At 72.3% G+C, this 21,746-nt stretch carries 21 protein-coding genes; 9 read left to right on the forward strand and 12 right to left on the reverse strand.

What is annotated here, in order from left to right; genetic code table 11:
* Positions 1 to 134: 134 nt before the first annotated feature.
* A complete protein-coding gene (locus tag IT371_04115; protein MCC6746819.1) occupies positions 135 to 860 on the forward strand; it encodes a hypothetical protein in 726 nt (241 codons plus the stop codon).
* Here the strand turns inward: IT371_04115 and IT371_04120 are convergent.
* The 3 genes from IT371_04120 to IT371_04130 form a co-directional block, all read right to left on the reverse strand.
* Positions 857 to 1,633: a hypothetical protein gene (locus IT371_04120; protein MCC6746820.1), complete on the reverse strand. Its 777-nt coding sequence runs from the start codon at positions 1,631 to 1,633 to the stop codon at positions 857 to 859. The genes IT371_04115 and IT371_04120 overlap by 4 nt on opposite strands.
* 199 nt (positions 1,634 to 1,832) lie before the next feature.
* Positions 1,833 to 2,288: a RidA family protein gene (locus tag IT371_04125; protein MCC6746821.1), complete on the reverse strand. Its 456-nt coding sequence runs from the start codon at positions 2,286 to 2,288 to the stop codon at positions 1,833 to 1,835.
* The gene (locus IT371_04130) at positions 2,251 to 3,735 is read right to left on the reverse strand and encodes an aldehyde dehydrogenase (GenBank protein MCC6746822.1); all 1,485 of its coding nucleotides are present in this window, start codon (positions 3,733 to 3,735) and stop codon (positions 2,251 to 2,253) included. Before IT371_04130 ends, IT371_04125 begins: the two co-directional genes overlap by 38 nt.
* A gap of 160 nt (positions 3,736 to 3,895) precedes the next feature.
* Between IT371_04130 and IT371_04135 the strand changes: the two genes are divergently transcribed.
* Together IT371_04135 and IT371_04140 are read left to right on the forward strand one after the other, a co-directional pair.
* Positions 3,896 to 6,133 carry a hypothetical protein gene (locus IT371_04135; GenBank protein ID MCC6746823.1) on the forward strand — a complete coding sequence of 746 codons (2,238 nt, stop codon included), beginning with the start codon at positions 3,896 to 3,898 and terminating at the stop codon, positions 6,131 to 6,133.
* Positions 6,134 to 6,249: 116 nt separating this feature from the next.
* On the forward strand, positions 6,250 to 7,707 hold the full coding sequence (locus tag IT371_04140; GenBank protein MCC6746824.1) for a right-handed parallel beta-helix repeat-containing protein: 1,458 nt from the start codon (positions 6,250 to 6,252) through the stop codon (positions 7,705 to 7,707).
* Here the strand turns inward: IT371_04140 and IT371_04145 are convergent.
* The gene (locus tag IT371_04145; protein MCC6746825.1) at positions 7,691 to 8,974 is read right to left on the reverse strand and encodes a hypothetical protein; all 1,284 of its coding nucleotides are present in this window, start codon (positions 8,972 to 8,974) and stop codon (positions 7,691 to 7,693) included. The genes IT371_04140 and IT371_04145 overlap by 17 nt on opposite strands.
* A 411-nt stretch (positions 8,975 to 9,385) precedes the next feature.
* On the opposite strand from IT371_04145, the gene IT371_04150 reads away from it, so the two are divergent.
* Positions 9,386 to 10,417: a hypothetical protein gene (locus IT371_04150; GenBank protein MCC6746826.1), complete on the forward strand. Its 1,032-nt coding sequence runs from the start codon at positions 9,386 to 9,388 to the stop codon at positions 10,415 to 10,417.
* Positions 10,418 to 10,460: 43 nt separating this feature from the next.
* Here IT371_04150 and IT371_04155 read toward each other — a convergent pair whose 3' ends face one another.
* Positions 10,461 to 11,063 carry a hypothetical protein gene (locus IT371_04155; GenBank protein MCC6746827.1) on the reverse strand — a complete coding sequence of 201 codons (603 nt, stop codon included), beginning with the start codon at positions 11,061 to 11,063 and terminating at the stop codon, positions 10,461 to 10,463.
* A gap of 176 nt (positions 11,064 to 11,239) precedes the next feature.
* On the opposite strand from IT371_04155, the gene IT371_04160 reads away from it, so the two are divergent.
* Positions 11,240 to 12,475, forward strand: a complete 1,236-nt coding sequence (locus tag IT371_04160; protein MCC6746828.1) for a sigma-70 family RNA polymerase sigma factor — start codon at positions 11,240 to 11,242, stop codon at positions 12,473 to 12,475.
* Between the two features lie 254 nt (positions 12,476 to 12,729).
* The gene (locus IT371_04165) at positions 12,730 to 13,176 is read left to right on the forward strand and encodes a hypothetical protein (GenBank protein MCC6746829.1); all 447 of its coding nucleotides are present in this window, start codon (positions 12,730 to 12,732) and stop codon (positions 13,174 to 13,176) included.
* 67 nt (positions 13,177 to 13,243) lie between these two features.
* Here IT371_04165 and IT371_04170 read toward each other — a convergent pair whose 3' ends face one another.
* From IT371_04170 to IT371_04185, 4 genes are all read right to left on the reverse strand, one after another.
* A complete protein-coding gene (locus IT371_04170) occupies positions 13,244 to 14,089 on the reverse strand; it encodes a DMT family transporter (GenBank protein MCC6746830.1) in 846 nt (281 codons plus the stop codon).
* Between the two features lie 39 nt (positions 14,090 to 14,128).
* A complete protein-coding gene (locus tag IT371_04175; GenBank protein MCC6746831.1) occupies positions 14,129 to 14,593 on the reverse strand; it encodes a GNAT family N-acetyltransferase in 465 nt (154 codons plus the stop codon).
* A gap of 281 nt (positions 14,594 to 14,874) precedes the next feature.
* A complete protein-coding gene (locus IT371_04180; GenBank protein ID MCC6746832.1) occupies positions 14,875 to 15,258 on the reverse strand; it encodes an ISAs1 family transposase in 384 nt (127 codons plus the stop codon).
* A gap of 457 nt (positions 15,259 to 15,715) precedes the next feature.
* Positions 15,716 to 17,713, reverse strand: coding sequence for a hypothetical protein (locus tag IT371_04185; protein MCC6746833.1), 1,998 nt, complete (start codon positions 17,711 to 17,713; stop codon positions 15,716 to 15,718).
* A 287-nt stretch (positions 17,714 to 18,000) separates the two neighbouring features.
* Between IT371_04185 and IT371_04190 the strand changes: the two genes are divergently transcribed.
* Positions 18,001 to 18,684: a hypothetical protein gene (locus tag IT371_04190; GenBank protein ID MCC6746834.1), complete on the forward strand. Its 684-nt coding sequence runs from the start codon at positions 18,001 to 18,003 to the stop codon at positions 18,682 to 18,684.
* A gap of 58 nt (positions 18,685 to 18,742) precedes the next feature.
* Here the strand turns inward: IT371_04190 and IT371_04195 are convergent, their stop codons facing one another.
* The gene (locus IT371_04195) at positions 18,743 to 19,501 is read right to left on the reverse strand and encodes a TlpA family protein disulfide reductase (protein MCC6746835.1); all 759 of its coding nucleotides are present in this window, start codon (positions 19,499 to 19,501) and stop codon (positions 18,743 to 18,745) included.
* Between the two features lie 59 nt (positions 19,502 to 19,560).
* Entirely contained in the window at positions 19,561 to 19,911 is a 351-nt protein-coding gene (gene queF / locus IT371_04200) for an NADPH-dependent 7-cyano-7-deazaguanine reductase QueF (protein ID MCC6746836.1), read from the reverse strand.
* Between the two features lie 106 nt (positions 19,912 to 20,017).
* On the opposite strand from queF, the gene IT371_04205 reads away from it, so the two are divergent.
* Together IT371_04205 and IT371_04210 are read left to right on the forward strand one after the other, a co-directional pair.
* Positions 20,018 to 20,332, forward strand: a complete 315-nt coding sequence (locus IT371_04205; protein MCC6746837.1) for a PilZ domain-containing protein — start codon at positions 20,018 to 20,020, stop codon at positions 20,330 to 20,332.
* 7 nt (positions 20,333 to 20,339) lie between these two features.
* A complete protein-coding gene (locus IT371_04210) occupies positions 20,340 to 21,257 on the forward strand; it encodes a hypothetical protein (GenBank protein ID MCC6746838.1) in 918 nt (305 codons plus the stop codon).
* Between the two features lie 55 nt (positions 21,258 to 21,312).
* Here the strand turns inward: IT371_04210 and IT371_04215 are convergent, their stop codons facing one another.
* Positions 21,313 to 21,588, reverse strand: a complete 276-nt coding sequence (locus IT371_04215; GenBank protein MCC6746839.1) for a DUF4242 domain-containing protein — start codon at positions 21,586 to 21,588, stop codon at positions 21,313 to 21,315.
* Positions 21,589 to 21,746: the final 158 nt, after the last annotated feature.

Consider the following 21,746-nt stretch of genomic DNA (forward strand, 5'->3'; position numbering starts at 1 on the left):
CGGCGCGCCGGAGCTGGTCGCAGCGGTAGCCGGATCGGCTGGCTCCCGTGGCCCCCGTACCGGCGCACCGTCCGCGGCAAGTACGCCTGATTCCAGAGCATCGTCGCGGCACGCACCGTGCAGTAGCCCCGCGCATGACTCCACGAACCCGAATCGGCCTCCTCGCCCTCGTCTGCCTGTGCGCCCTCCCCCAGCTCGCGCTGGCCTTGGATGCTCCGGGCCCCCCGGCGCGCAGCCGCAAGGAGCAGGCGCAGCGGAACCGCGAGGTGCGGCACACCCTGCGTCTGGTCCGGGAAGTCCGCGTGCTGATGCGCACGGACCCGAAGGCCGCGTCCCGGCTCTTCGGCCAGCTCTCGAATCCGCTGGCTGATGCCACCATTCAGGTGAAGCTCGACGCGCTCCGCCTGGAGCTACCCAAGGCCGAGCGACGCAAGGCGCAGGTGGACGCGGGCCAGCACAAGATCAGCAGCATCGCGATCGCCGTCCGGTCGGGCTACCACACCGACGCCCTGACTAACATCGCCCGCCTCCTCGACGGCGCGAAGGGTGAGGAACCCTCCTTCGTCCTCACGAAGGAGATGGCGCGCACCGTCCGCGAGCTGGCCTTCAACGCGTACCTCGGCGAGCTCCGGGACACGCTCAGGTCCCTGCAGTCCACTCAGCGGATCGTGAACACGTACACGGCGGCCCGCCTGGCGAAGCGGCTGACCGAGGTGGAGGCCGTCGCGGCGATGGCCCCGATTACGGGCCTGCCCAAGTCCGTCACGCCGGCCGACCGCGAAGCGGTCAAGCAGCTCCGTTCAACGATCAATCAGCTCGCCGTGGAGCTCCGGGTCTACGCCGCGGAGCACCTGCGCTAGGGAATTCCCCCGACCTTCGCCGCGCAGAAGTAGCGCGGACCCCCGCTGCCGTTCACCGTCACGCACACCTTCCCCGCCGCGCAGTTCGGGTTCTTGCCGTTCGCGTTGTCGGCCGGGTCGCAGACCGCGCAGACCATCGTGTCGTCCACGCAGGCCGAACGAGAGGGGTCGAGCGCAGCGCAATGCTCGCCGAAGAGGCAGCCCACGCAGGCGCCGTCGTCGACGTTGCACTGGCCCCTCCCACAGTGCGAGTCGGCGAAGTAGAAGCAGTCCTTCTCCGGGTCGCCGGGACACCGTCCGGGCTCGAAATTGAACTTCGCGGTCACGCGCTCGATCGCGTCGCCCCAGGCGATCTCCACGCGGTCGACATTCCCCGTGCCGCCGTCGAAGAAGAGCAGCCCCGCCGGATCGGTGTCGCTATTGCAGCGCCCGTCGCTATCGGCGTCCACGTAGAACACGAAGAGGTAGTTCTTGCCGGCCTGGGTCAGCCCCCGGCCCACGAGGGAGAAGCTGTCTCGATGTGGCACCGGGATACGTCCGGTCGCGATCCTCTTGTGCGCTCCACGGTCGTATAGGGCATAGCGCATCCGCTTGCCGGCGACTTCGCGAAACCCCGTGGCCTTGAGGATCAGGGAACGGAGGGGCCAGGGACCGTTCGGCCCGAGCTCGAAGCTGAGCGCGGTCTCGGCCTCGCGCTCGAGGCTGGCGGGCTCGGTGGGCTCTCCGGTGCAGGCGGCGAAAAGAACGATGCCGGCCATGGCGAGGCTGCGCATGGGTCCATCCTCTCGATCGGGTTTTCTACGTCCGCCCCGAGCAAGTTCGGGACCGCGTCCGGCGTGGCGGAAAACCGCGCGCAGCTCCTGCGCTCTGCCGCAACGTTGGGCGTCGCGTGACCGCCGAGTTCTGGAAATCCGGGCCGGCGTTCATCGACAATCGCGGCGTGACCCGAGCGGCCAGCCTCGGTCGCGCCGGTCACTCCAGCGTAGCGATGACCTTGAGCTCGACGGCGATGGGGGTGGGGAGCGCGTTCACCTCGACGGTGGTGCGCGTCGGCTGATTCCCGGCGAAGGCCTCCGCGTAGAGCCGGTTGAAGGTCGTGAAGTCACGCTTCATGTCCGTGAGAAAGACCGTCACGTCCACGATGCGCTCCCAGCTCGACCCCGCGTCCTCGAGGATCGCGCGCACGTTGGCGAAGACCTGCCGGCACTGCGCGGCGAAGTCGTACGAGCGCACGGCACCGCGGTCGTCCTGCACGAGCCCGGGGATGCTGCCGTCTCCGGGGCGCCGCGGGCCGACTCCCGAGAGGAAGAGCAACGAGCCGGCGCGTCGCGCATGCGGGTAGGCGCCGACCGGCGACGGGGCTCGGGCCGTGATGATCGTATCGCGGGGATCAGCCACGGGAGCTCCCGCGCGCCCGACTCGACCCATAGCGCACGCACACGTTCTTCGGCTCGGTGAAGAAGCGCAGCGCCTCGTCGCCCCCCTCGCGCCCGAGCCCGCTCTGCTTCGTTCCGCCGAAGGGCACGCGCAGGTCGCGCAGCATCCAGCAGTTCACCCACACCGTGCCGGCCTCGAGCCGCGCGGCCACGCGGTGCGCGCGGTCCAGGTCCCGCGTCCAGACCGAGGCGGAGAGCCCGTACGGCGTCCCGTTGGCGATGGAGAGCGCCTCCTCCTCGTCTCGGAAGGGGAGCAGCGTGACCACCGGGCCGAAGATCTCCTCCTGGTTCACGCGGCACGACGGACCCAGCCCGGCGATGACCGTCGGCTGGTGGAAGAAACCGTCGCGACAGCGCGCGCTCGGTGGCTCGGCCAGCCCTCCACCCGCGAGGATCGCTCCCCCCTCGCGCCGCGCGAGCTGCACGTAGCGCTGGACCTTCTCCAGGTGCGCGCGCGAGATGACCGCGCCGAGATCCGTCTGCGGGTCGAGCGGGTCGCCCACGCGGAGCGCACGTACCCGCTCGAGAAAGAGGGCGACGAAGCCGTCGTAGACCGACGCCTCCACGAGCACGCGCGAGCCGCAGAGGCAGATCTGCCCCTGGTTCGAGAAAGCGGCCCGCACGGCCTCGCGCGCCGCCTCCTCGAGGTCGGCCTCGGCGAACACGATCGTCGGATTCTTTCCGCCGAGCTCGAGCGCCAGCTTCTTGAAGCAGGGGGCCGCGGCCTGCGCGATGGCCGCCCCCGTGGCCGTCCCGCCCGTGAAGGAGATCGTGGGCACGGCGGGGTGCGCGACGAGGGGTCCACCCACGCGCGGCCCGAGCCCGTGCACGACGTTCAGCACGCCGGGCGGCAGGCCCGCCTCGCGGCAAACCTCTCCCAGCAGCGCGGCGGTCGACGGCGTGAGCTCGGAGGGCTTGGCCACCACCGTGTTCCCCGTGGCCAGCGCGGGGGCGATCTTCCAGCTCAGGAGGTAGAGCGGCAGGTTCCAGGGCGCGATGAGCCCCGCCACGCCGCGCGGGGCGCGCAAGGTCACGTTCAGCGCCTCGCCGTCCATCGCGTGCGCCTCGGTGTGCCCGTGCAAGATGGCCGTGGCGAAGAAGCGGAAGTTCGCCACCGCGCGGGGGAGGTCGACGGTGCGCGCAACGCGGAGCGGCTTGCCCGTGTCGGCGCTCTCGGCCTGCGCGAAGGCTTCGAGCCCGGCTTCGACGAGGTCCGCGAGGCGCAGGAGGAGGCGCGACCTTTCGGCGGCAGGCGTCGCGGCCCAGCCCGGAAAGGCCCGCCGCGCGGCCGCCACCGCCAGCTCCACGTCGGCCGCGTCGCTGTCCGGCACGCGCGCCGCGAGCTCTCCCGTGGCGGGGGCGAGCTTCTCGAGGTAGCGCCCACCTCTCGGCGGTGACGGCTCGCCGTCCACGAAGTTCGTCAGCTCGATGCCGGACATGGCCCCTCGTCGTCGCGCTCGAGGTGGATCTACGCTGGCCCACGCGCGATCGTTACGGCGCACGGGGCACCGCACCACCGGGCCCGTGCAGAGGTGCGCGGCGGGCGTGGTACACTGAGAGCTGTCCTGGGCTGTTTCGCGGCGCGGGACAGGAGCGTCGGTGACTCCCATTCCTCGCGGCAGACGCGGCCTTCTCGTGGCGACGATGTTCCTTGCGGCCTGCGGCGGCGGCGGCGGCTCCACCGACGCGGCTCCGTCGGGCGACGGCACCGCGAGGGAGGCCGGCCCGGATGGGGTCGGCCCGGGACTCGACGGAGGCCTGCCCCTCCCCGCATACACCTGGTGCACGCCGCACGGCACGAGCTGCCAGGCCGGTCTGAAGTGCCTCGGCCGCATGTGCCAGCCGCTCTGCGACGCCGCCAAGGGGCGAGCGAACAACCCGGGCTGCCCGGACCCCGCGCGCTACGTCTGCGACGGCAAGGCCTGGGCGCCGCTCGCCGTCTGTCGACGCCGCTGCGATCCGGCCCAGGGCCGAGGGACGAACCCCGAGTGTCCCGTCGGCACCTACTGCCAGGCCGGAACCCCGGCGAGCGAGAGCTACTGCTCGGTGAGCCCCGCCCCTCCCACGCGGGGACCGCGGCGGGCCGGTGAGAGCTGCGTGCGCATCGCTCCGGCCGCGCGCACCTGCGGAGCCGGTCTCTTCTGCAGCGGCGATCCGGCGCTGCCGGTCTGCGTGAAGGCCTGCGACCCGCGACGCGGCGCGAAGGGCAACCCGCTCTGCGACGCGGGCGAGGAGTGCGTCGAGGACGCAGCGTCCTACGCGCAGGGCAAGTGTCTGCCCCCCGCCTCTCGCGGCGCGGACCAGGTCTGCAACGACACGAGCCTGCGCTGCACGCCCCCTCTCGCCTGCTCCGGCGGGCGGTGCCAACACCCCTGTGACGCGAAGAAGGGCGTCACCGCCAACCCCGACTGCGCGGTCAAGGAGAGCTTCTGCGTCACCATCGGCAGCGCGAGCCTCTGCCGGAGGCGCTGCGACCGCGCGCAGGGAGGAGTGGCCCATCCGGCCTGCGCCGAGGGCTACTACTGTGCGGCGGAGACGGGACCCTACGCCCCGGGGCAGTGCCTCCCCCTCGCCGCGGCGCGAGAGGGCCCGGTGGCGCGCGGCGGAAGGTGCGGCGACCAGCTCGACCTGCGCTGCAAGAGCGGCCTCGTCTGCCTGACCCGACGCTGCGCCGCGAGCTGCAACCCCCGCCTCGCGCCCCCTGGAGGCTGCGGCGACGGAGAGGTCTGCGAAGAGCGCACGAACGTCCCCACGGGAGGCGTCTGCGTCCCCTCGAAGGGCACGGTCGCGCTCGGCCTCCCCTGCGACCGCGTGCACGCCCCCTGTGCCGCGGGCCTGGTCTGCGACCGCATCTGTCACAGGGCGTGCGACCCGAAGAAGGGGGACAACAACAACCCCGACTGCGCCGACCTGGCGAAGACGAGCTGCGTGGCAGAAGGAACGGGCGGCGTCTGCCGCCGACGGTGCTCGGCCACGCAGCCGGCCGCGCTCAGCCCCGACTGCGCCCTCGGCACCTACTGCCACGGCGCGAGCGGCACGAGTCCGGGTCTTTGCCGCCCGTCCCCGACGCCTCCTCTCGGGCGCGTGCAGACGGCCAGCGCACCGTGCACCACCGCGACCTACGACGACGACTGCGACGGGGAGAAGGGCCTCGTCTGCCTGATGGGAGGACCCAGCCTCTCGGCGGTGAGCCGCGACCGCTGCGCCCTCGCCTGCGACCCACGCGCGGGCGCCGCCGCGACCTGCGGCGCGGGCGAGGTCTGCACCGAGTACCTCGACTCGCCGAAGCAGGGCGCGTGCGTTCGCGAGAGCGGCCAGCCGCGGGGCGAGCGGTGCAACCTCACGGACAAGCGGTGCAGCACCGGGCTCCTCTGCTACCTGGGCGAGTGCCTGCAAGCCTGCGACACGGCGAAGGGGGGCGCAGAAACGAATCCCGCCTGCCCCGCCCCAACGACCGACTACACCTGCGTCGAGCTGAAGCGCGCCACGATCCCGGTGGACGCGATGGCCTGCCGCAAGAAGTGCGACCCCGCGAAGGGCACGCTCACGAGCCCCGAGTGCCCGGCCGGCACCTTCTGCCAGGCGGACGCGGCGCTGGGCCCGACGGTCGCCTACTGTCGCCCCACGCTAGAGCCACCGCGCGGCGGCGCGGCCCTCGGCGCGAGCTGCTCGCCGCTCACCGACGATTGCGACGGCTCCAAGAGCCAGGTCTGCGCGGATCGCAGCTCGTACACCTGCGAGCCCGCGTGCGACCCGCGCACCCAAGGGGCCCCGTGCGCGACGGGCGAGGTCTGCCTGCCGAGCACCCAGAGCTTCCTCGGCGGGTACTGCCTCTGATCCCCAGGCGCCCAGCGTCGCCGCGCGCACACGTCGTCGCGGCATCTCGCCGAGGCGAACGCGCCTCGAGAGCTCTCTGTCGCGCGCTTACGCTCGGCGCACTGATCCTGCCGTCAGTGTCCGCCCTCGGCGCCACCCTCTACGTCGACCTCCGGCACGCGAGCTGCTCCGACGCACGAGCGAAGGCCGACGTGAAATCCGGCCTGCCGCTCTGCACCGTCCAGCGCGCCGCGCAGCTCGTGGACCCGGGGGATCTGGTCCTTGTCGGCGACGGCGTGTACGAGGACGCGGACAACGACAAGTCCGTCTTGCGCCTGACCCGCGGCGGCAGCGCGGGAGCGCCGGTCACCTTCCGGGCGCTGCACCGCCATCGAGCGCAGCTGAAGGGAACGCTGCCGAGCGGTAGCACGGACTTCAACTGGTGCGTGCTCCTCGCCCCGCGGGTGCAGTGGGTCGTCATCGACGGCTTCGACATCTCCGGCTGTGCGACCGGCGTGATGATCAACAACGACAACCACCAGGTCGTCGTCTCGGGAAACCGCATCCACGAGATAGGCCGACGGGTGACCACCACGCAGTACGGCCAGGACGGCGTCTCCATCGGCGGCGGCAGCACCGACGTCACCGTCGACGGAAACGTGATCCACACCATCGGGCGCCTCGCGGGGAGCCAGTACCCCAACAACCACGACCACGCGGTTTATATCCGCGGCAGCCGCATTCTCGTCACGAACAACGCATTCTACGACCTGAAGGCGGGCTGGGGGGTGCACATCTACGGACCGGACCCCAAACGGGAGCTGAAGATCGTCAACAACACCTTCGCCGAGGCCAACCCCGGGCGCGACGGGCACATCATCGTCACCACCGGAACCTCGGACCTGCTCATCCAGAACAACATCTTCTACCAGCCGCGAGGCGGAGCGGTGCAGATCGACACCTGCAGCGACGTAAGCAAGGTCTCGCTGCTCAACAACCTCACGGACCGCAACCAGCTCACGGTGGGCGCCAGCTGCCCCTTCACGCTCTCCGGCAACCTCACGGGCAAGACCCCGCTCTTCGCGGGGCCGGCGCAGCACGACTACCATCTGACGGCGGGGTCGCCGGGCCTCGACCAGGGGCTGCGCCAGGGTGCACCCGACCACGACCTCGATGGCGCCGCGCGACCGGCAGGAACCGCGGTAGACGTAGGCGCCTTCGAATTCGGCGCTCCTCTGGCCGGCGACGGACGCGCGGCCTCCGACAGCGGCAGGGGGAGCGACGGTCGCCTGGACGGCGCGGCCTCGCGGGACGCGGGGCCTGCAGACGCGAACGCGAACCCGGTCGACGGCGGCGTGGGCCTCGACCCGCGCGCGGGAGAGGGGGGCGCGACCCCCGAGGCCGGTCCGGGCGGCGACGCCAGCGTCCCGGGCGCGGCCGGGTGCGGCTGCGAGGTCGGCTGGCCTTTCGATGGGTCCTACGCGCGGTGGCTGCTACTGGCGAGCGGGTGGCTCGCGCTCGAGCTCCGTCGGAGACGGCGCCAGAAACATCGGTCCAGTCAGAACACCGGCATTGGTCCTAGCGCTCCGGCGTGAGCGCGTACTCCCCGCCGGTGATGCGCAGCAGGCCCACCCCGGGCACGTTGGCCTTCACCGTTCCCCCGCGCACGAGGAGCGCGCCCGAGGCCGGATCGATCTCGAGCGCACCGTCGCCTTCGACCCGTAGGGGCCGCTCGCCCGTGCCGAAGCCCGTGAGCTCGAGACCGGTCGTCTCGAGGCCGAAGCGCCCGGCCGCCTTGCGCTTCAAGCCGCACGCGCCGCGCACGCGGAGGTTCGCCCCTGGCGCCGCGCCGAGACCGGCGAGCGAGAGGTCGGCGTCCGTCACGCGCAGGCACGATCCGCTCTCGGAGAGCGACGCGGTCAGCCCTCCCACGAGGCGCAGGGGCGTCTCGCGAACGAGCCCCTCGAGCGTCAGGTCGGCGCCGCTGACCGTGAGCGCGAGCCCCACCTCCCCGAGCGCGAGCGCCACGGCTCCGGCCAGGCTCACCTCGCCGCCGGCCCCGAGCCCGAGTCCCTGCAGACTCAGCTTCGTCCCGCTGAGCTCCAGCTTTCCGCGGCGTCCCGCGACGCGCCCCTCGACCGCGAGCTGGGCCGGGACCCGCGCGCCGCCGGCCCCACGAAGCTCCGCGCGCACCGTGCAGCTCGCCTGCCCGGAGACCATGGCCATCACGTCCCCGAAGAGCGCGTTCAAGCCGCGACCGGCCGCGCCTCCGTCCACGAGCTGGGCCGGCACCGGCACGGGCAGTCCGCGGTAACCGAAGACGCCTCCCGCGTAGAGCCGCGGGGCGCCGCCCGGGCCGTCGCGCCGCACCTCGAGGGTAACCTCGCGCACCGTGACTGTCGGGTTCAGGACGCCCGCGAGCCCGAGCAAGAAGCCGGGGTTCTTGCCCGCGCCGCGCAGCAGCGCGTTCAGCGCCGGCACCGCGTCGGTCACCGTGGGCGCCTCGTTGAAGCGCAGCCGCGCCGAGGCCAGCTCGTAGCCCGAGCGACCGCGGCGGAGCACCACCTCGTCGAGGGTAGCCACGGCGTCCTGCGAGAAGGCGATCTGGGGATGGGCGCCGCAGAGCGCGAGGCGATGGGACCCTCCGCGCAGCGGCACCTTCAGGGTCGCCTCCGCGCGCTCGAGACGCGCGCCGCGCAGGTTGCCGGCCGCCCCGCGCAGCGCCTCGAGGACCGCGCCGAACCCTCTCGCCCCATCGCCCCGCCGCGCCTCCGCGAACGACGCGGGAGCAGCGAGGACGAAGACGAGCGCGAGGCCCGCGATCCCCCTGCACCGCCTTTGCCCGCCACACCGTGCAACCATCGTTTCGCTCCTCGCGACCCGCGCTGAGGGGAGCAAGGGACGTGCCCGCGGCTCCCGAGCAGCGAGCTCTCCTCGGGAGGGGGTCCCTCGCAAGATTGCGCTGCGATTCCACGCGTCGGTAACGCTACGCGGCGACGGCGCGACCACGGCGTGGCGTCCTCGTGCTGGCCGGACTAGCCACCGATTCGCACTGCACCTCGCGGAGCGCCGCACGCTGCCCTCTCGGGTGGGCAGTGGCCAGAGGAGCATCGCGGCAGGCTGCCCGCGAAAGCCGCCATCGGCAGTTCGCGAACGGCCAGCTCGCGGCGCAACTCCGCGACCTTTGGCGCCGCGGCGCCTCGAGCTCCCAGCGATCCGGCTGGCACGAGACCTGCTGACTACGGACGAAGAAGGACTCAGGGAGAACGGCTCATGTCCACGCATCGACTGTCTAGCACCCGCGCGCTCGTCGCGTGTCTCGCCGTCGCAGCGGCGAGTGTCTGCGCTCCGAGCCTCGCGTACGCCCGTCACGGCGGCGAGGCGGCGCAGCCGGCGCCCCGTTTCCAGTGGCAGCCCGTCGAACGCACCGCTCGCGGCACGGAGAAGAACGACGGGCTCCGGCTCATCCGTGGCCGCGCGAGCTTCCGGGCCGTCCCGGCCGCGATGCAGCACGCCGTCAAGGTCTTCCTCGCCCTGGGGCGGCACGCCGAAGCGGAGGGGCTGCGGGAGCTGTACGTCCCGACCGACAAGGCCGACCAGCGGTTCGTGCGTACGCGGGTCCACGCGCAGATCTCCGAGCTGCAGCGTGCCCGGGAGAAGGCGCATTCGACCGCCGGGGTCGTGGCCGCGGCCACGTTGCTCAACGCGGTGGAGGCCGAGTGGTACACCTTCACTGCCGGGCGACTCCCTCTCACCGCGCGTGAACGCAAGGAGCTCGGCAAGGCCGTGGCCAAGCTGGAGCAGGCCATGGCGCCCGAGCGGCTCCTCGCCGCCGCGCTGCAGAAGCTCGAGGCGCGGGACGTGGTCGGCGCGCGCGCGCTTCTCACGCGTCCGTCGTTTCTGCGCTCGGTCCAGGTCTTCGAGCGCCACGCGGTCAAGGAGCTGGTGACGGCCCGCAGCTCTCTCGAGCGCGCGTGGCAGGCGTACCTGCGCGCCGCGCCCGGTGAGGAGCGGCAGCAGGCCCTCGTGCATCTGCGAGACGCCGCGCGACGGGTGGACCAGGAACTGCGACCGCTCGAGAACGCCACGACCATGGTGAACGTCGCCGCCGGCACGCAGGGGGCTCGCCTGCGCCCCGAGCTTTCCGCCGCCGTGTACAGCGTGCGCGACGCGGCCGGCGAGCTCCGGAGCCTCGTTCCCGGCCTCGGATCATCGAATGCGAGGATCACCGCAGACGCGAAGAGCGACGCCGCCTGGCAGCTCCAGCGCCTGGGCACGGAGGTGGATCGCTACGTCGGTCGGTAGCGGTCGCCTCGCCGGCCGCGCAGGCCCGCGACGGCTCGCAGCGCTAGCGCGTCACGTCCACCTGATACGTCCCGAAGGGCGAGCTAGCGCTGCCCGTGATGCGCGTGGTGCCGGGCTTGCGACGCGGCTTGCTCGCGTCCGCCGGGTCGGGCTCGAGCTGCCCGGTCATGCCGAGGGAGAGCGTCACCTCGCCCTGCAGCGCGCCCGTCAGATTCAGCCGCCCCTGAAAGGTTCCGCTCAAGGTGCCCGAGGGGATCTTCTTCAGGCTGAGCCCGAGCGCGGGGACCGGCGCCGCCGTCGAATAGGTCAGTAGCGGGTCCTCGGAGTCCGTGTACTCCGCCATCGTCACGGTGAGCGTCATCTCCTTGTTGTTGGAAGCGCCCTGGTCCACCTTCCCGCCCACGGTGAGGGTGCCCTTCACCTTGCCGCTGCCCGTCTGGTCCGGGATGTGGGCGCTCGAGGCCGCGCGGTAGCCTTGCAGGCCGAGGTCGATGGCCTTGTCGATGGACAGGTCGAGCCCGACGTAGGCCAGGCGCGCCTGGTCGGCGGAAGCCACGCCGCCGTCACCGCCGCAGCCCCCGGCAAGGGCAAGGAGCAGGGCGACCGACGCGAAGCCGACGAACCGACCGGAACTACGACAGCGCATGGAGCCTCCTGGTAAGCCTTATTTGTAATGCGATTAATGTAACCTGACACACCGCAATCTGCCACCCTGATGAGCCGCCGCCGCCTCGCGGTGCGCCGTGAATCGCGCCGCGTCCGCGTACAATGAAAGACGATGCCGCGCTGTAACCTGGGACCGGTCACGCGGGTTCAAGCCACGTGAGCCCTCCCTCTCCGCACCTCGCTCTCGCCGAGCTGGACCTGGCCGAGGCCGCACGCAGCGGAGATCCGCGCGCGCTCGAGGCGCTCTACCTGCGGCATCGGGATGCGCTCTACCGGCACGCGCACCGCATGCTGCGCGACGACGCGCTCGCCAGGGACATGGTGCAGGAGGGGTTCGCGCGGGCCCTCGCCGCGATCCACCAGACGCGCGAGACGCTCTACTTCAAGGCCTGGATCTACCGCATCGTGACCAATCTGTGCTTGCGAGAGCTCACCCGCCGGCAACGAGGCGGCGACGACGCCGCGCTCGGCGAGCAGCCCGAGACCCGCGTTCCCGACGGAGAAGCGGCGCAGCGGCGCACCGAGCTCGGCGCGCGACTCGACTTCTGCCTCGCCCGGCTGCCGGCGCGTTACCGGCAGATCCTGCTCCTGCGCGAGGTGGACGAGCTCTCCTACGAGGAGCTGGCCGAGGCGCTCGAGCTCTCGCTCGTCAACGTGAAGGTCACGCTGCACCGGGCGCGCGCGCGGCTCGCGGCGGTGTTCGTCGCCGACGAGCTCCTCGCGGGCCCCAGGGTGCCGGTGGCGTGCGAAGAGCTGGCCCGGCAGCTCGCGTCCGCTCCCGAGCGCCGTGGCGTCGAGCAACACCTCGAGCAGTGCGAGACCTGCCGGCGACCCCAGCATCGCCCGACCGCCGAGGCGTGGTGCCTCCTGCCCGCACTGCCCGTGGCGAACTGGCCTTCGGCGATGCGCGGACCCGACGGCTCGGGGGCGCTCGGGGCGGCCTCGGCTCGAGCTGCCACGCTGCCCGCTCCGACGCACCTCGCCTCCTCGCTCGGCACGGTGGGGAGCACGGGCCTGTGGGTCGCCGTCGTGAGCGCCGTTCTCCTCGCGGTCGCCGCGCTGGTCGTCCTTTCGCGCGGCGCACCGCCTGCCAGCCTACGGGCTGACCCGTCCGGGGCCGGAGAGTCCCGCGCCGAGGGTTCGACGATCGCAGCGCGCGACCGGGCACCGGCGGCGGCACCATCTTCGCCCACGGACGTGGCCCTCGCCCGGCCGGCGACGGCGCCGATGGAGACGCGCCCCCACCTTCGAGGACGCGAGCCGCTCGCACCCGCGACCTCGCGCGCCCCGCGTCCACTCAGGGCACGCCGCACCGGTTCCGCGTCGGCACCACCGCCCGGTCCCGCCGCCTCGCCCCCACAAGCCGAAGATCCCGAGGCGCCGCCGCCGTAGCGCCCGCGCAACGCGTTGGGGGGGAGCGCCTCATCACCTGCCCCTCCGCCGCCGCGCGGGATGCGCGCATTCACTCGAGAAATCTACCCAGGTGACCCTCCCCGGGCCGCCGTCGGCCTGGCCCGTGGCTTGCTCAAGGAAGCAAGCGACGAGACGACCGAGGACGCGAGCCGCGCAGCGGAGATACCGCACGGCGCACACTTCGCGGCCGCGACAACCGATGCCGCCGGGCCCCGGCGCAAGGAGGTGAAGGGATGTTCGCTCACGTACTGCGTGCCACACCCGCGTGGATTTCGGCGCTCACCGGCCTCGTGCTGCTGGCCTCGTGGAGTACCGGCTGCGCCGGAGACATGCCCTCCCCCGAACGCAAGGTCACCAAGTCCACCTACGACCTGGACGGGGACGGCATCCCGAACGACGAAGATCCGGACGACGACAACGACGGCATCGCGGACGATCAGGACGACGACGACGACAACGACGGACAGCTGGACCCGGGCACCCCGCCGGCGTCGGGAAATCCGCAGGCCGGGTCGTCGCCCGACGCCGGGGGGCCGGCTGCCTCGAAGGACGGAGGAGTACCACCCACCCCGGGCACGCCTCCGGCCCCCGGCACGCCGCCGCCCGCGGGCTCCGGTGGGGGAGATGACGACGGTGACGACGACGCGGACGATGCCGACGACGCCGACGAGAAGAAGTAGCGCTCGCCCCCGCGGCTGAGACACGCCGTTCGCAACTGACGCGCCCCCACCGCTCGCCGCCCGAGCATCATCGCACCTTGCCACGCTCGCTGATCCCGAGCGCCACGCCCCCGAGCGTGAAGGCCGCGCCCACGAGCACCTGCGGCGGAGGCCTCTCGCCGAACAGCGGCCACGCGCTGAAGGTGGAGATGACGGGATCGGCGAGCGTCCACAGACTGAGCTGCGCCGGACCGACGTGCTTGAGCAGGTAGTTCACGGTGCCGTGTCCGAGGAGCGTGGGGAGCAGCGCGAGGGCCCCCAGCGCCAGCCAGGTGCGCCGATCGTAGCCCGCGAGCGGCAGGCGCAGGGCGAGCGCGGGGATCGCCGCGAAGAGCCCGGCGCAGAGGTAGACCGTCGCGGTGTAGCCGAAGAAGCCCGAACGCTGTCGCGCACGGCGCCCGACGAAGGTGTAGCCCACCCAGGCCAGCGCGCCTCCGAGCGCATAGAGGTCGCCGAGCAGGCTGTGACGGCCGCTCCCGCGCGAGCTGACCACCAGGCTCACGCCGAGGAGCGCGAGCGCGAGGCCGGTCCACTGGCGTCGTGTGACCGGCTCACCGAGGAGCGGGCGCGAGAGGAGCGCCGTCCAGAGCGACCCCGTGCAGATGAGGAGCGAGGCGGTGGCCAGCGTGGTGCGCTGGACCGCCATGGACCAGGCGATCCAGTGCACGGCCAGAAAGAAGCCCGCGGCCAGGCCCGGCGCGAGCGGCCAGCGTTCGCGTCGCCAGAGGGCCAGCAGGGCGAGCACGGGCCACCCCAGGATCACGCGCCAGAGCACGATCGCGATGGCCGGCGCGGCGGCGAAGCGGATCGCCGGCCCGCTGGTGGTCATGGCCAGCAGGGCCACCGCGAGCAGCAGGTAGTGCGGGGACCGCATCGGCGAGGCTCGCTCCGTCGGGGGTACTAGGAACACCCCCTAGCCCGGTTTGAAGAAGATCCGCTCGTCCAGCCCCGGGCCGACGTAGCTCGGCAGGCGCCCCACCTCGAGGTAGCCGAGACGCGCGTAGAAGCCCGCCGCCGCGACGTTGCCCACCGCGCAGAGAAGCACGATCCCGCGCGGGTGAAGGTGCCGCGCCTCGAGCTCGGCGACGAGCGCGCGTCCGACGCCGCGCCCCTGCGCCGCGCCCTCCACCGCGATGAGCCGCAGGTAGCCGCTGCGGTCGAAGGCGCCGCGCGGTACGAACCAGGCGAAGCCCACGAGCGTCCCGTCGAGCTCGGCCCCGAGCAGCTCGGCTCTCCCCTCGGCGACGACCCCCTCGAGGATCCGCACGAGGCGCGCCTCGTCGATCTGGTAGGCCGCGAAGGCGGGCTCCGCCACGACCAGCGCGGCGCAGCGCGAGAGCTCGTCGAGTGCGACCGGACGAAGAAGGATGGCGCTCACGGCCGCGGAGAATAGCGCACGCGGCGCGGCAGCGGCACTACCTGCGCCGCCTACCTATAGGGCGGTCGAGTTCTCGGACGTTGGGGTATCTAGGGGGCAGCGCGTCGGGCAAGCGCCCCCTCGCGCACCGCCCCGCAGTCGTCGCGCGGGTTGGAGGGGGGCAAGGGGGCTGAGGAGACGCGCGACGTGCGGGGCTGCGGACCTCCGGCGACAGCGCCCTGGCGGGCGCTGCTGCCTACGGACGCTGCGCTCGGGGGCCTTGACCCGCCGCGCCGCTGCCGTTATCGGGGCCCCGAGTGGGCCGGGGAGACGAGGTTAAGGGCGAAGTGGTGCAGGATGGTCATGTTGGCGGCGGCGTTCTTGGGGCGATGCCGGGTTACGGTGGCTCCACGTAGGTTGAGCAGCTGCAGAAGCTCGGGCATCGCACCGACCTCGTTCGAGGTCTCCGTCGTCTTGACCTGCCCCGGCACGAGTCCCGGCTCGCTCAGATAGGCGCTCACGGTGTGCAGGGCTTTGTTGTCCGTCCGGCTGTCCGTACTGCCTCGACTCGCCTTGCCATCGATGGCGATGTGCTTGCCCTCCGAGCGCCGGCGCGAGGCCAAGAGCGCCGCGCGCTCGTTGTCGTGCTCTACCTGCTGCGCTTGCGTTGCACGTCGCCGCCCCATTCACTCCTCGGTTCCCTCGACCCCTCGCCGGCCGTCTACCCGCCACGCCTCCACCGCGATCACCTGACCCCGGGCGGCGCGAGGTGAAGCGAGGCCCGGGCGGCGTCCCGAGTGCCAGCCGCCCTCCCTCGCCACAAACCGCGGCTGGCACGAGGGCCCGAGCCGCCGCTTGCGCCGGCTCACTCCGCCCGGCTGCCGGCTCATGCAAGCGGCGGCGTTTGCCAGGGCCCGCTTCACGAGCGCCCTAACCCCGGAGCTCGCTTGAGTTGACCACTCCTCGCGAGTGCTTTCCGTCCGGGGCGGCGTTGCGGCTCCTTGAGATACCGAGAGTATCCCTGCGTCGCCGCGCCTTGCCCGAAACACAAAGTCCTTCGCGAACCATGATCAACCCAACCGAGCTCAAGGGTTAGGCCCTCCCTGGGCTCTTCCATCCGGAGAACTCGACCGCCCTGGCCCCCTACCTCGCGCGCCTGTCGCCCGCCGCCAGCGCATCGAGCACGATGCGGACCCGCTCCCCCCAGCGTCGCGGGGCTCCCGAGGGGTCCCGCACCGCCACGCGGCGCCGCGCCCCCGGCGGCAGATCGAGCCAGACCTCGACCCCCGCGCCGTCGCGCCGCGCGCCGTCGGGCTCCCGGCCATCGACCGTCACGTTCGCGGCCGGCCCCGGCACCCGCAGCGTGAGCCCTCGCACCGCACGATCCTTCGGCCCCTCGACCCAGAGCTCGGGAGGCGACGCGTCCCGGTAGCGCAGCCGCACCGCGCGGGCCGCGAGGAGGTGATCCGCCACCGCCTCGAGCCCCGCGACCCAGAGCTCACCCGCCTCCTGGTGTCGCGCGAGCCGCGCGAAGAGCGCGTCCGCATCCCGACGCAGGCGGTAGCGCTCCGGACCCACGCGCTCGAGGAGACTCCGCGACGCGTAGCGTCCGCGCTCCTGCTGCGTGTCCAGATACACGTGGCCGAGGAGCAGCCCGTGCTCGTCCATCAGGCGCGCGAGCGGCCCCTCGCCGAGCAGCGAGAAGAGCCGCGGCCGGTCCACGAAGAGAAAGCTCGTGGCGAACAGCCAGAAACGCACCTCGCCCGCCCCGAGTGCACGGTGCTGGAAGAGCACCGGACGCCGCGCGCCGCGGGCCGCCGGATCGAGCAAGTTCGGGACGCCGCGAGGGAGCGGCCGGTCGAGCACGCCCCACAGGTAGCGGAAGCGCTCGCGCGCCAGCACGTCGAGCACGTACCAGGGCCCGCGCGCGTCCCAGCCTCGGTTGGAGATGGCCTCGCAGTTGGTGTCGGGTTGATGGTCGATCCAGGTGCGCCCTCGATACCGCGCGGCGAAGCGCGCCACCAGCCGGTCCACCGCCTCGGGCGCGTCGCGTTTCCCCGTCGGGCTGTGCACGCCGAGCTCCACCCCGCGCGCTTGAAGGTGGTCGAGCAGGCGCAGGAAGGCCGGGTCGTCGAACTGCGCCGCGTAGCCCGGCTGCCGCGCGAGAAAGATGCTCTTCGTGTACGAGAGCCCGCGGTTCACGAAGCCCGGGCGCCCCGCGCCGACCGCACGCCGCGCCAGCGCGCCCGTCTCGCCGAGCGCGAAGGCCTCCAGCTTGGCGGCGCTCGCTTGATCTGCGTGGTCGGTGAGCGCGACCGCCGCGCGAAAGCCCCGCGGAAAGCGGGCCACGAGCGCCGGGCGCGCGAGGCCGAGCCAGAGACTCGCCCGCGCCGAGAGGACGCTCTGCGCGGGTTGGAGCTGAAACGCTTGCGCGCGGCGCCTGACGCCGAGGCGCGGCCGGTCCACGCAGCGGTCGTAGAAGGCGAGCGGCCGGTTGTCGACGTGGAGGAGCTCGAGCTCGAGCTCGGTCGCGTCGCCCCCGAGGGGCCGCACCCAGGCCCCCTCGATCCCCTCTTCCAGCTCGAACGACGGCCGGTGCCGGTGGTCGACGAAACGCACCCACCCGGGCGTCAGTCCGTCGAGAAACGTGGGACCGCGCACCGGCGCGAAGCGGTAGGCGCGGTCGAGCACCGTCGCGCGACCGAGCCCCGCCGTGCGCAGCCGGAGCACGAGCGACCGCAGCGGCACCTCGCGTTCGAAGTGCGCCTCGAAGCGCAGCGCCAGGCGCGCCTCCCCCGCCACGGGCTCTACGCGGAAGAGAAACCGCACGCCCGGTGCAGCGCCCCGCGCTGCGAGCGCGCCGCGAACCGACGCATCCCGCGCGACGGGGTCGAGGGCGAGCCTCACGCGCTCCAGGCGACCTCGCGAGGCGGACGACGCAAGCCACAGCTCCGGCAGAAGCTCCACGAGCCGCTCTCCCGCCGGCGCCACGAGCACGATGCCGCGGCTCTCGCGCCGCAGGCGATAGACCCGCTCGCGCGGAGCGGCCTCGCGCGGAGCGGCCTCGCGCGGAGCGACCTGCGCCGCGCCGGGACGTGCGGCCCCGAGCGCAGCGGCCGACACCGCTGCGACCAGCGCCACCCGCCGGCACAAAACGACTAGACGGCCTCTCGCGTGGCGCGCGCAGCTCATCGCCCCGCCACTATACCCGCGTCCTCCTCCCTCCCGGAGCCATCGCTCGACGACGGGGATCCTCTCCGCGGCGGGGATCCTCTCCCCCGGAGCCGGAACTGGCCACCGGACCCATCGCCCAGGTGGCGTCTCGAGCCCTCGCCGGCCCCCCCCTGCGCACAGAAGTCCGCAGGACCTCATGGGATGGCCGGTGGCACCGCCCTTGCTCTGCGGGAAGCGGAAAGAAGGAGCTCCCCATGCGCGCGTCCCGTTCCCTTCTCCTCGGCCTCGGCGTCCTCCTCGTCGCGCTGCCCGCCCGCGCGAAGACCGAGGACGCGGTCATCACCCCCGCGGTGCAGGTCAACGCGGCCGCCTGGTTCGGCGTGGGGCATTCCGTGCTCGAGTGGCGCAGCGTGCGGAAGGCCGGCGACTACGGCGCGTTCGGCCCCGAGGTGCGAGCCGCCGTGCAGGGGCTCTTCGACACGTGGGCCGAGGCCGGCCGACGCTCCTCGCACGACAGCGGCGAGTACCAGGGCGACGCCCGCGCCGGGAGCGGCAACGTCATGCGCCTCGGCGCCGGCGACGAGCTGGTCGGCGTGTTGAAGGCGAGCCGCCCCGTCGAAGGGAGGAGCGAAGCCAACCTGACCTGGTTCAACGCCGCAGGGCGCATCGGCGGCTGGCACGACGTCACGTTCAACCCCCAGACGGGCCACGTAAAGAGCCTCGTCAAGACCGGCCGCGGAGCCGGTACGGGCATCGAAGGGCAGCTGATGCCCAAGCTCTTCGGCAAGATCGCGCGGGCCATGACCCGCGAGCTCGCGCACGGCCGCGCGACCTACACACTGCGTCTCGGCGCGGGCGGCTCCCTCGGCATCCCCGTCCCCGCGCGCTACGGCCGCCGCGTCTTCGAGGCTGCGGAGCAGGCCGCCAAGGCGAAGTAGCCGGCGAGCCCGCGGTGGCCCGCGAGCGCACCGCACCCGCGACGCCGCTCGAAACGCCTCACTGCTGCAGGTAGGAAAAGATCGCGCTGCCGATCCCCGGCAGGTTCGAGCCCGTCTGCCGGTAGATCACCTTCATCGTCGAGAGCTCGACGATCATGTTGTAGGGGAGCGCGTTCTTGTCGAAGTAGCGCGTCAGCCGCGACTCGGGGTCCATCGCCACCGGGTAGGTGAGCTGGAACTTGTTGTTCTTGGCCCAGAGGCGCAGGAAGTCCTCGGTCACCGGCTGCCCCGGCCGGTCGGTCTCGAGCACCACGTTGAGGATCGCGACCCGCGGGTCCACCTTGCCCGCCGTGTACTGCGCCGAGGTCTCCTTCGCCTCGGCGTGACAGGGGCCGCACCAGCCGGCCGATGCGCTCACCCAGAGGAGCTGGTGCTTCCCCTTGCACTTCGCGTCCCCCTGGAAGAAGCGCTTGAACGAGAGCTCGGTGAGGTTGGCGGCGTGCGCCTGGCTCGCCGTGTCCTTGCACAGGAAATCGGGGTCGGCGAGACCCTTGAAGGACAGATTCTCGACCACGTCCCCGACCTCCACCCCGTAGGGACCGCAGGGATAGATGCCCGGGCCGCACGCGGGTTCCGGCTTCTTCGCCGCGTCGCCCCCCGCGCCGCCGTCGCCCGCGCTCGGCCGCGCGCCCCCGTCCGCGCGCGCCGCGACACCACGATCCGCCCCGGCAGTCGCGCCCGCGGGTTCGTCGGTCGCGCACCCGCCGAGGAGCCCCCCGGGCAACAGGAGCACCATGAACGCCGCAGTCTTTCGCATCGCGTTACCTCCAGCTGGATAGCCAACGAGTTGCAAGACGAAGGCCGGGACCGCGCTCGTCAGGGGTAGCTCACGGTGATGACCGTATGGATCCCGCCCCGCACCATGAAATCCCCCTCCACCGTCAAGCGCCGCGGCGTGAGCGCGGCCACGAGATCGTCAACGATCTGGTTCGTCACCGCCTCGTGAAAGGCCCCCTCGTTGCGGAAGGACCAGAGGTAGAGCTTGAAGGCCTTCAGCTCGACGCACAGCCGGTCCGGCACGTAGCGCACCCGAATCGTGGCGAAGTCTGGCTGCCCCGTCATCGGACAAAGGCAGGTGAACTCCGGACAGTCCATTCGAATCTCGTAGTCCCGCTCGGGGTTCGGATTGGGGAAGGTCTCCAGGGTACGGCTGGGTTTCGTGGACATGCGCGCACGCTACTTCGCGGCCCGAGGCCCGGTCAACGGCCCCCTCCCAAGCCGACCGGGCCCGCGCTACAGTACAGTCTCAACGCTGGGTAGGAGGAGGTCTCGGATGGAACGCAGAAAACACGAACGCATCGGAGATCACGTCGCGGTGATCGACCCCGAAGGGACGAGCGGTCTCGCGACCCCCGAGCTGCAGGACATCTCCAGCGGCGGAGCTCGCTTCTGGGTGAGCGAGGTCGTGCGCCCCGGCACGAGCGTGCAGGTCGCCATCCGCTTCCCCGGGAGCGGGCGCCGCATCGCCGTGGCCGGTCGCGTGGTGTGGGCCCGCATGATCGCTCCGCACGAGATCGGCGTACGCTTCCTGAACGTGGACGAGACCACCGCGGCGACACTCGCGGAACACCTCCCACCGGGACCCTGACCCCCTAGTGAGCACGCGTCGCGCCCAGGTCTTCTGCGCTGGCTGGTCCCTCGTGGCGGGCGCTCTTCTCGGCTGCAGCGCGCGCGCTCCCGACGGCATCGGACGTCCGTGCAGCGCCTCGATCCCGTGCGGCCCTGACACGGTCTGCGACGTGGCCCAGGGCGTCTGCGTACTCGGCAACGCACCCGCTCCGGACGTCCGCCCCTCGCGGTGGGATCTCTTCGGCCCGAGCGCCGACGACGGCCCGCCGCGCCCCCTCACCGACGGGCCAGCGCCCCCACCTCCCGACGCGCGCCTCCCCGTCTCGGACGGCCCGTGCGCCGATCCGCTCGTTCGCTGCGCCGGCGTGTGCACGAACCCCCAGACCGACGCCAAGAACTGCGGCCAGTGCGGCCGAACCTGCGGCGCGAACGCGAGCTGCACAGCGGGCGCCTGCGCCTGCGCGGGGGGCTTCCGCAACTGCAACAGCTCGTGGGGCGAAGGTGACGGCTGCGAGTGCGCTCCCTCGAGGACCTGCAGCGGCACGACCTGCACCGGGCCCGACCCCTGCGCCGGCGTCAACTGCGGCAGCAACGCAAGTTGCTCGGCCGGCACCTGCGGCTGCACCGGCGGCTCCCGCAACTGCGACGGCGCCTGGGGCAACGGCTGCGAGTGTCCGTCCACGAAGGTCTGCCAGCAGACCGCGTGCGTGACCCCGGACCCGTGCGCGGGCAAGAACTGCGGCGCAAACTCGACCTGCGATCCGGCGACGGGCAACTGCGGCTGCGCGACCGGCTACCGCAACTGCAACGGTTCGTTGACCGACGGGTGCGAGATCCACGTGGCCGGGGACACCGACAACTGCGGCTCCTGCGGCCACGTCTGCACCTGCCCCCCCAACAACGAGCCCCTGTGCGCGGGCCACTGCAAGTGCCTCCCCATGTGATGGCGGACGCCGAGCGGCGCCGAGTGGCCCGAACTCACCGCTCGGCGGCTCCGGGTTACTTCTCGGCCGTCGTCGGATCGATCACCGCGGAGACGCGGCACACCTTGTCGGCAGGAAAGCCCCCGCGCTTGGCATGCTCCCGGACGAGCTCCGGGTTCTTCGCGTTGTAGACGCAGTAGATCTTGTCCTCGGCAACGTAGCTCTCGACCCACTGGACGTCGGGGCCCATCTCCCGGAGTACCCCGACCGACTTGGCCGCAATGTCGCGCAGCTCCCCCGGCGAGAGCTTCGCGGCCCCTGGAAAGTTCCTCTCGATGACGTATTTCGGCATGACCCGTCCCGTACCCCTTCTGCGGCGTGCGCCGCGCTCGGGCCCCGGGCGGGAGAGGCTCCACCCTCACCCAACCGAGGCCGATTCGCCGTGAAGCATGGTCCCGATACCCCCCCTCGGCAAGGTCCGCCTCCCGTCCCGCGAAAGGCCCCCAGGTC

This window comes from Deltaproteobacteria bacterium, from assembly GCA_020848905.1.
Taxonomy (GTDB): Bacteria; Myxococcota_A; Polyangia.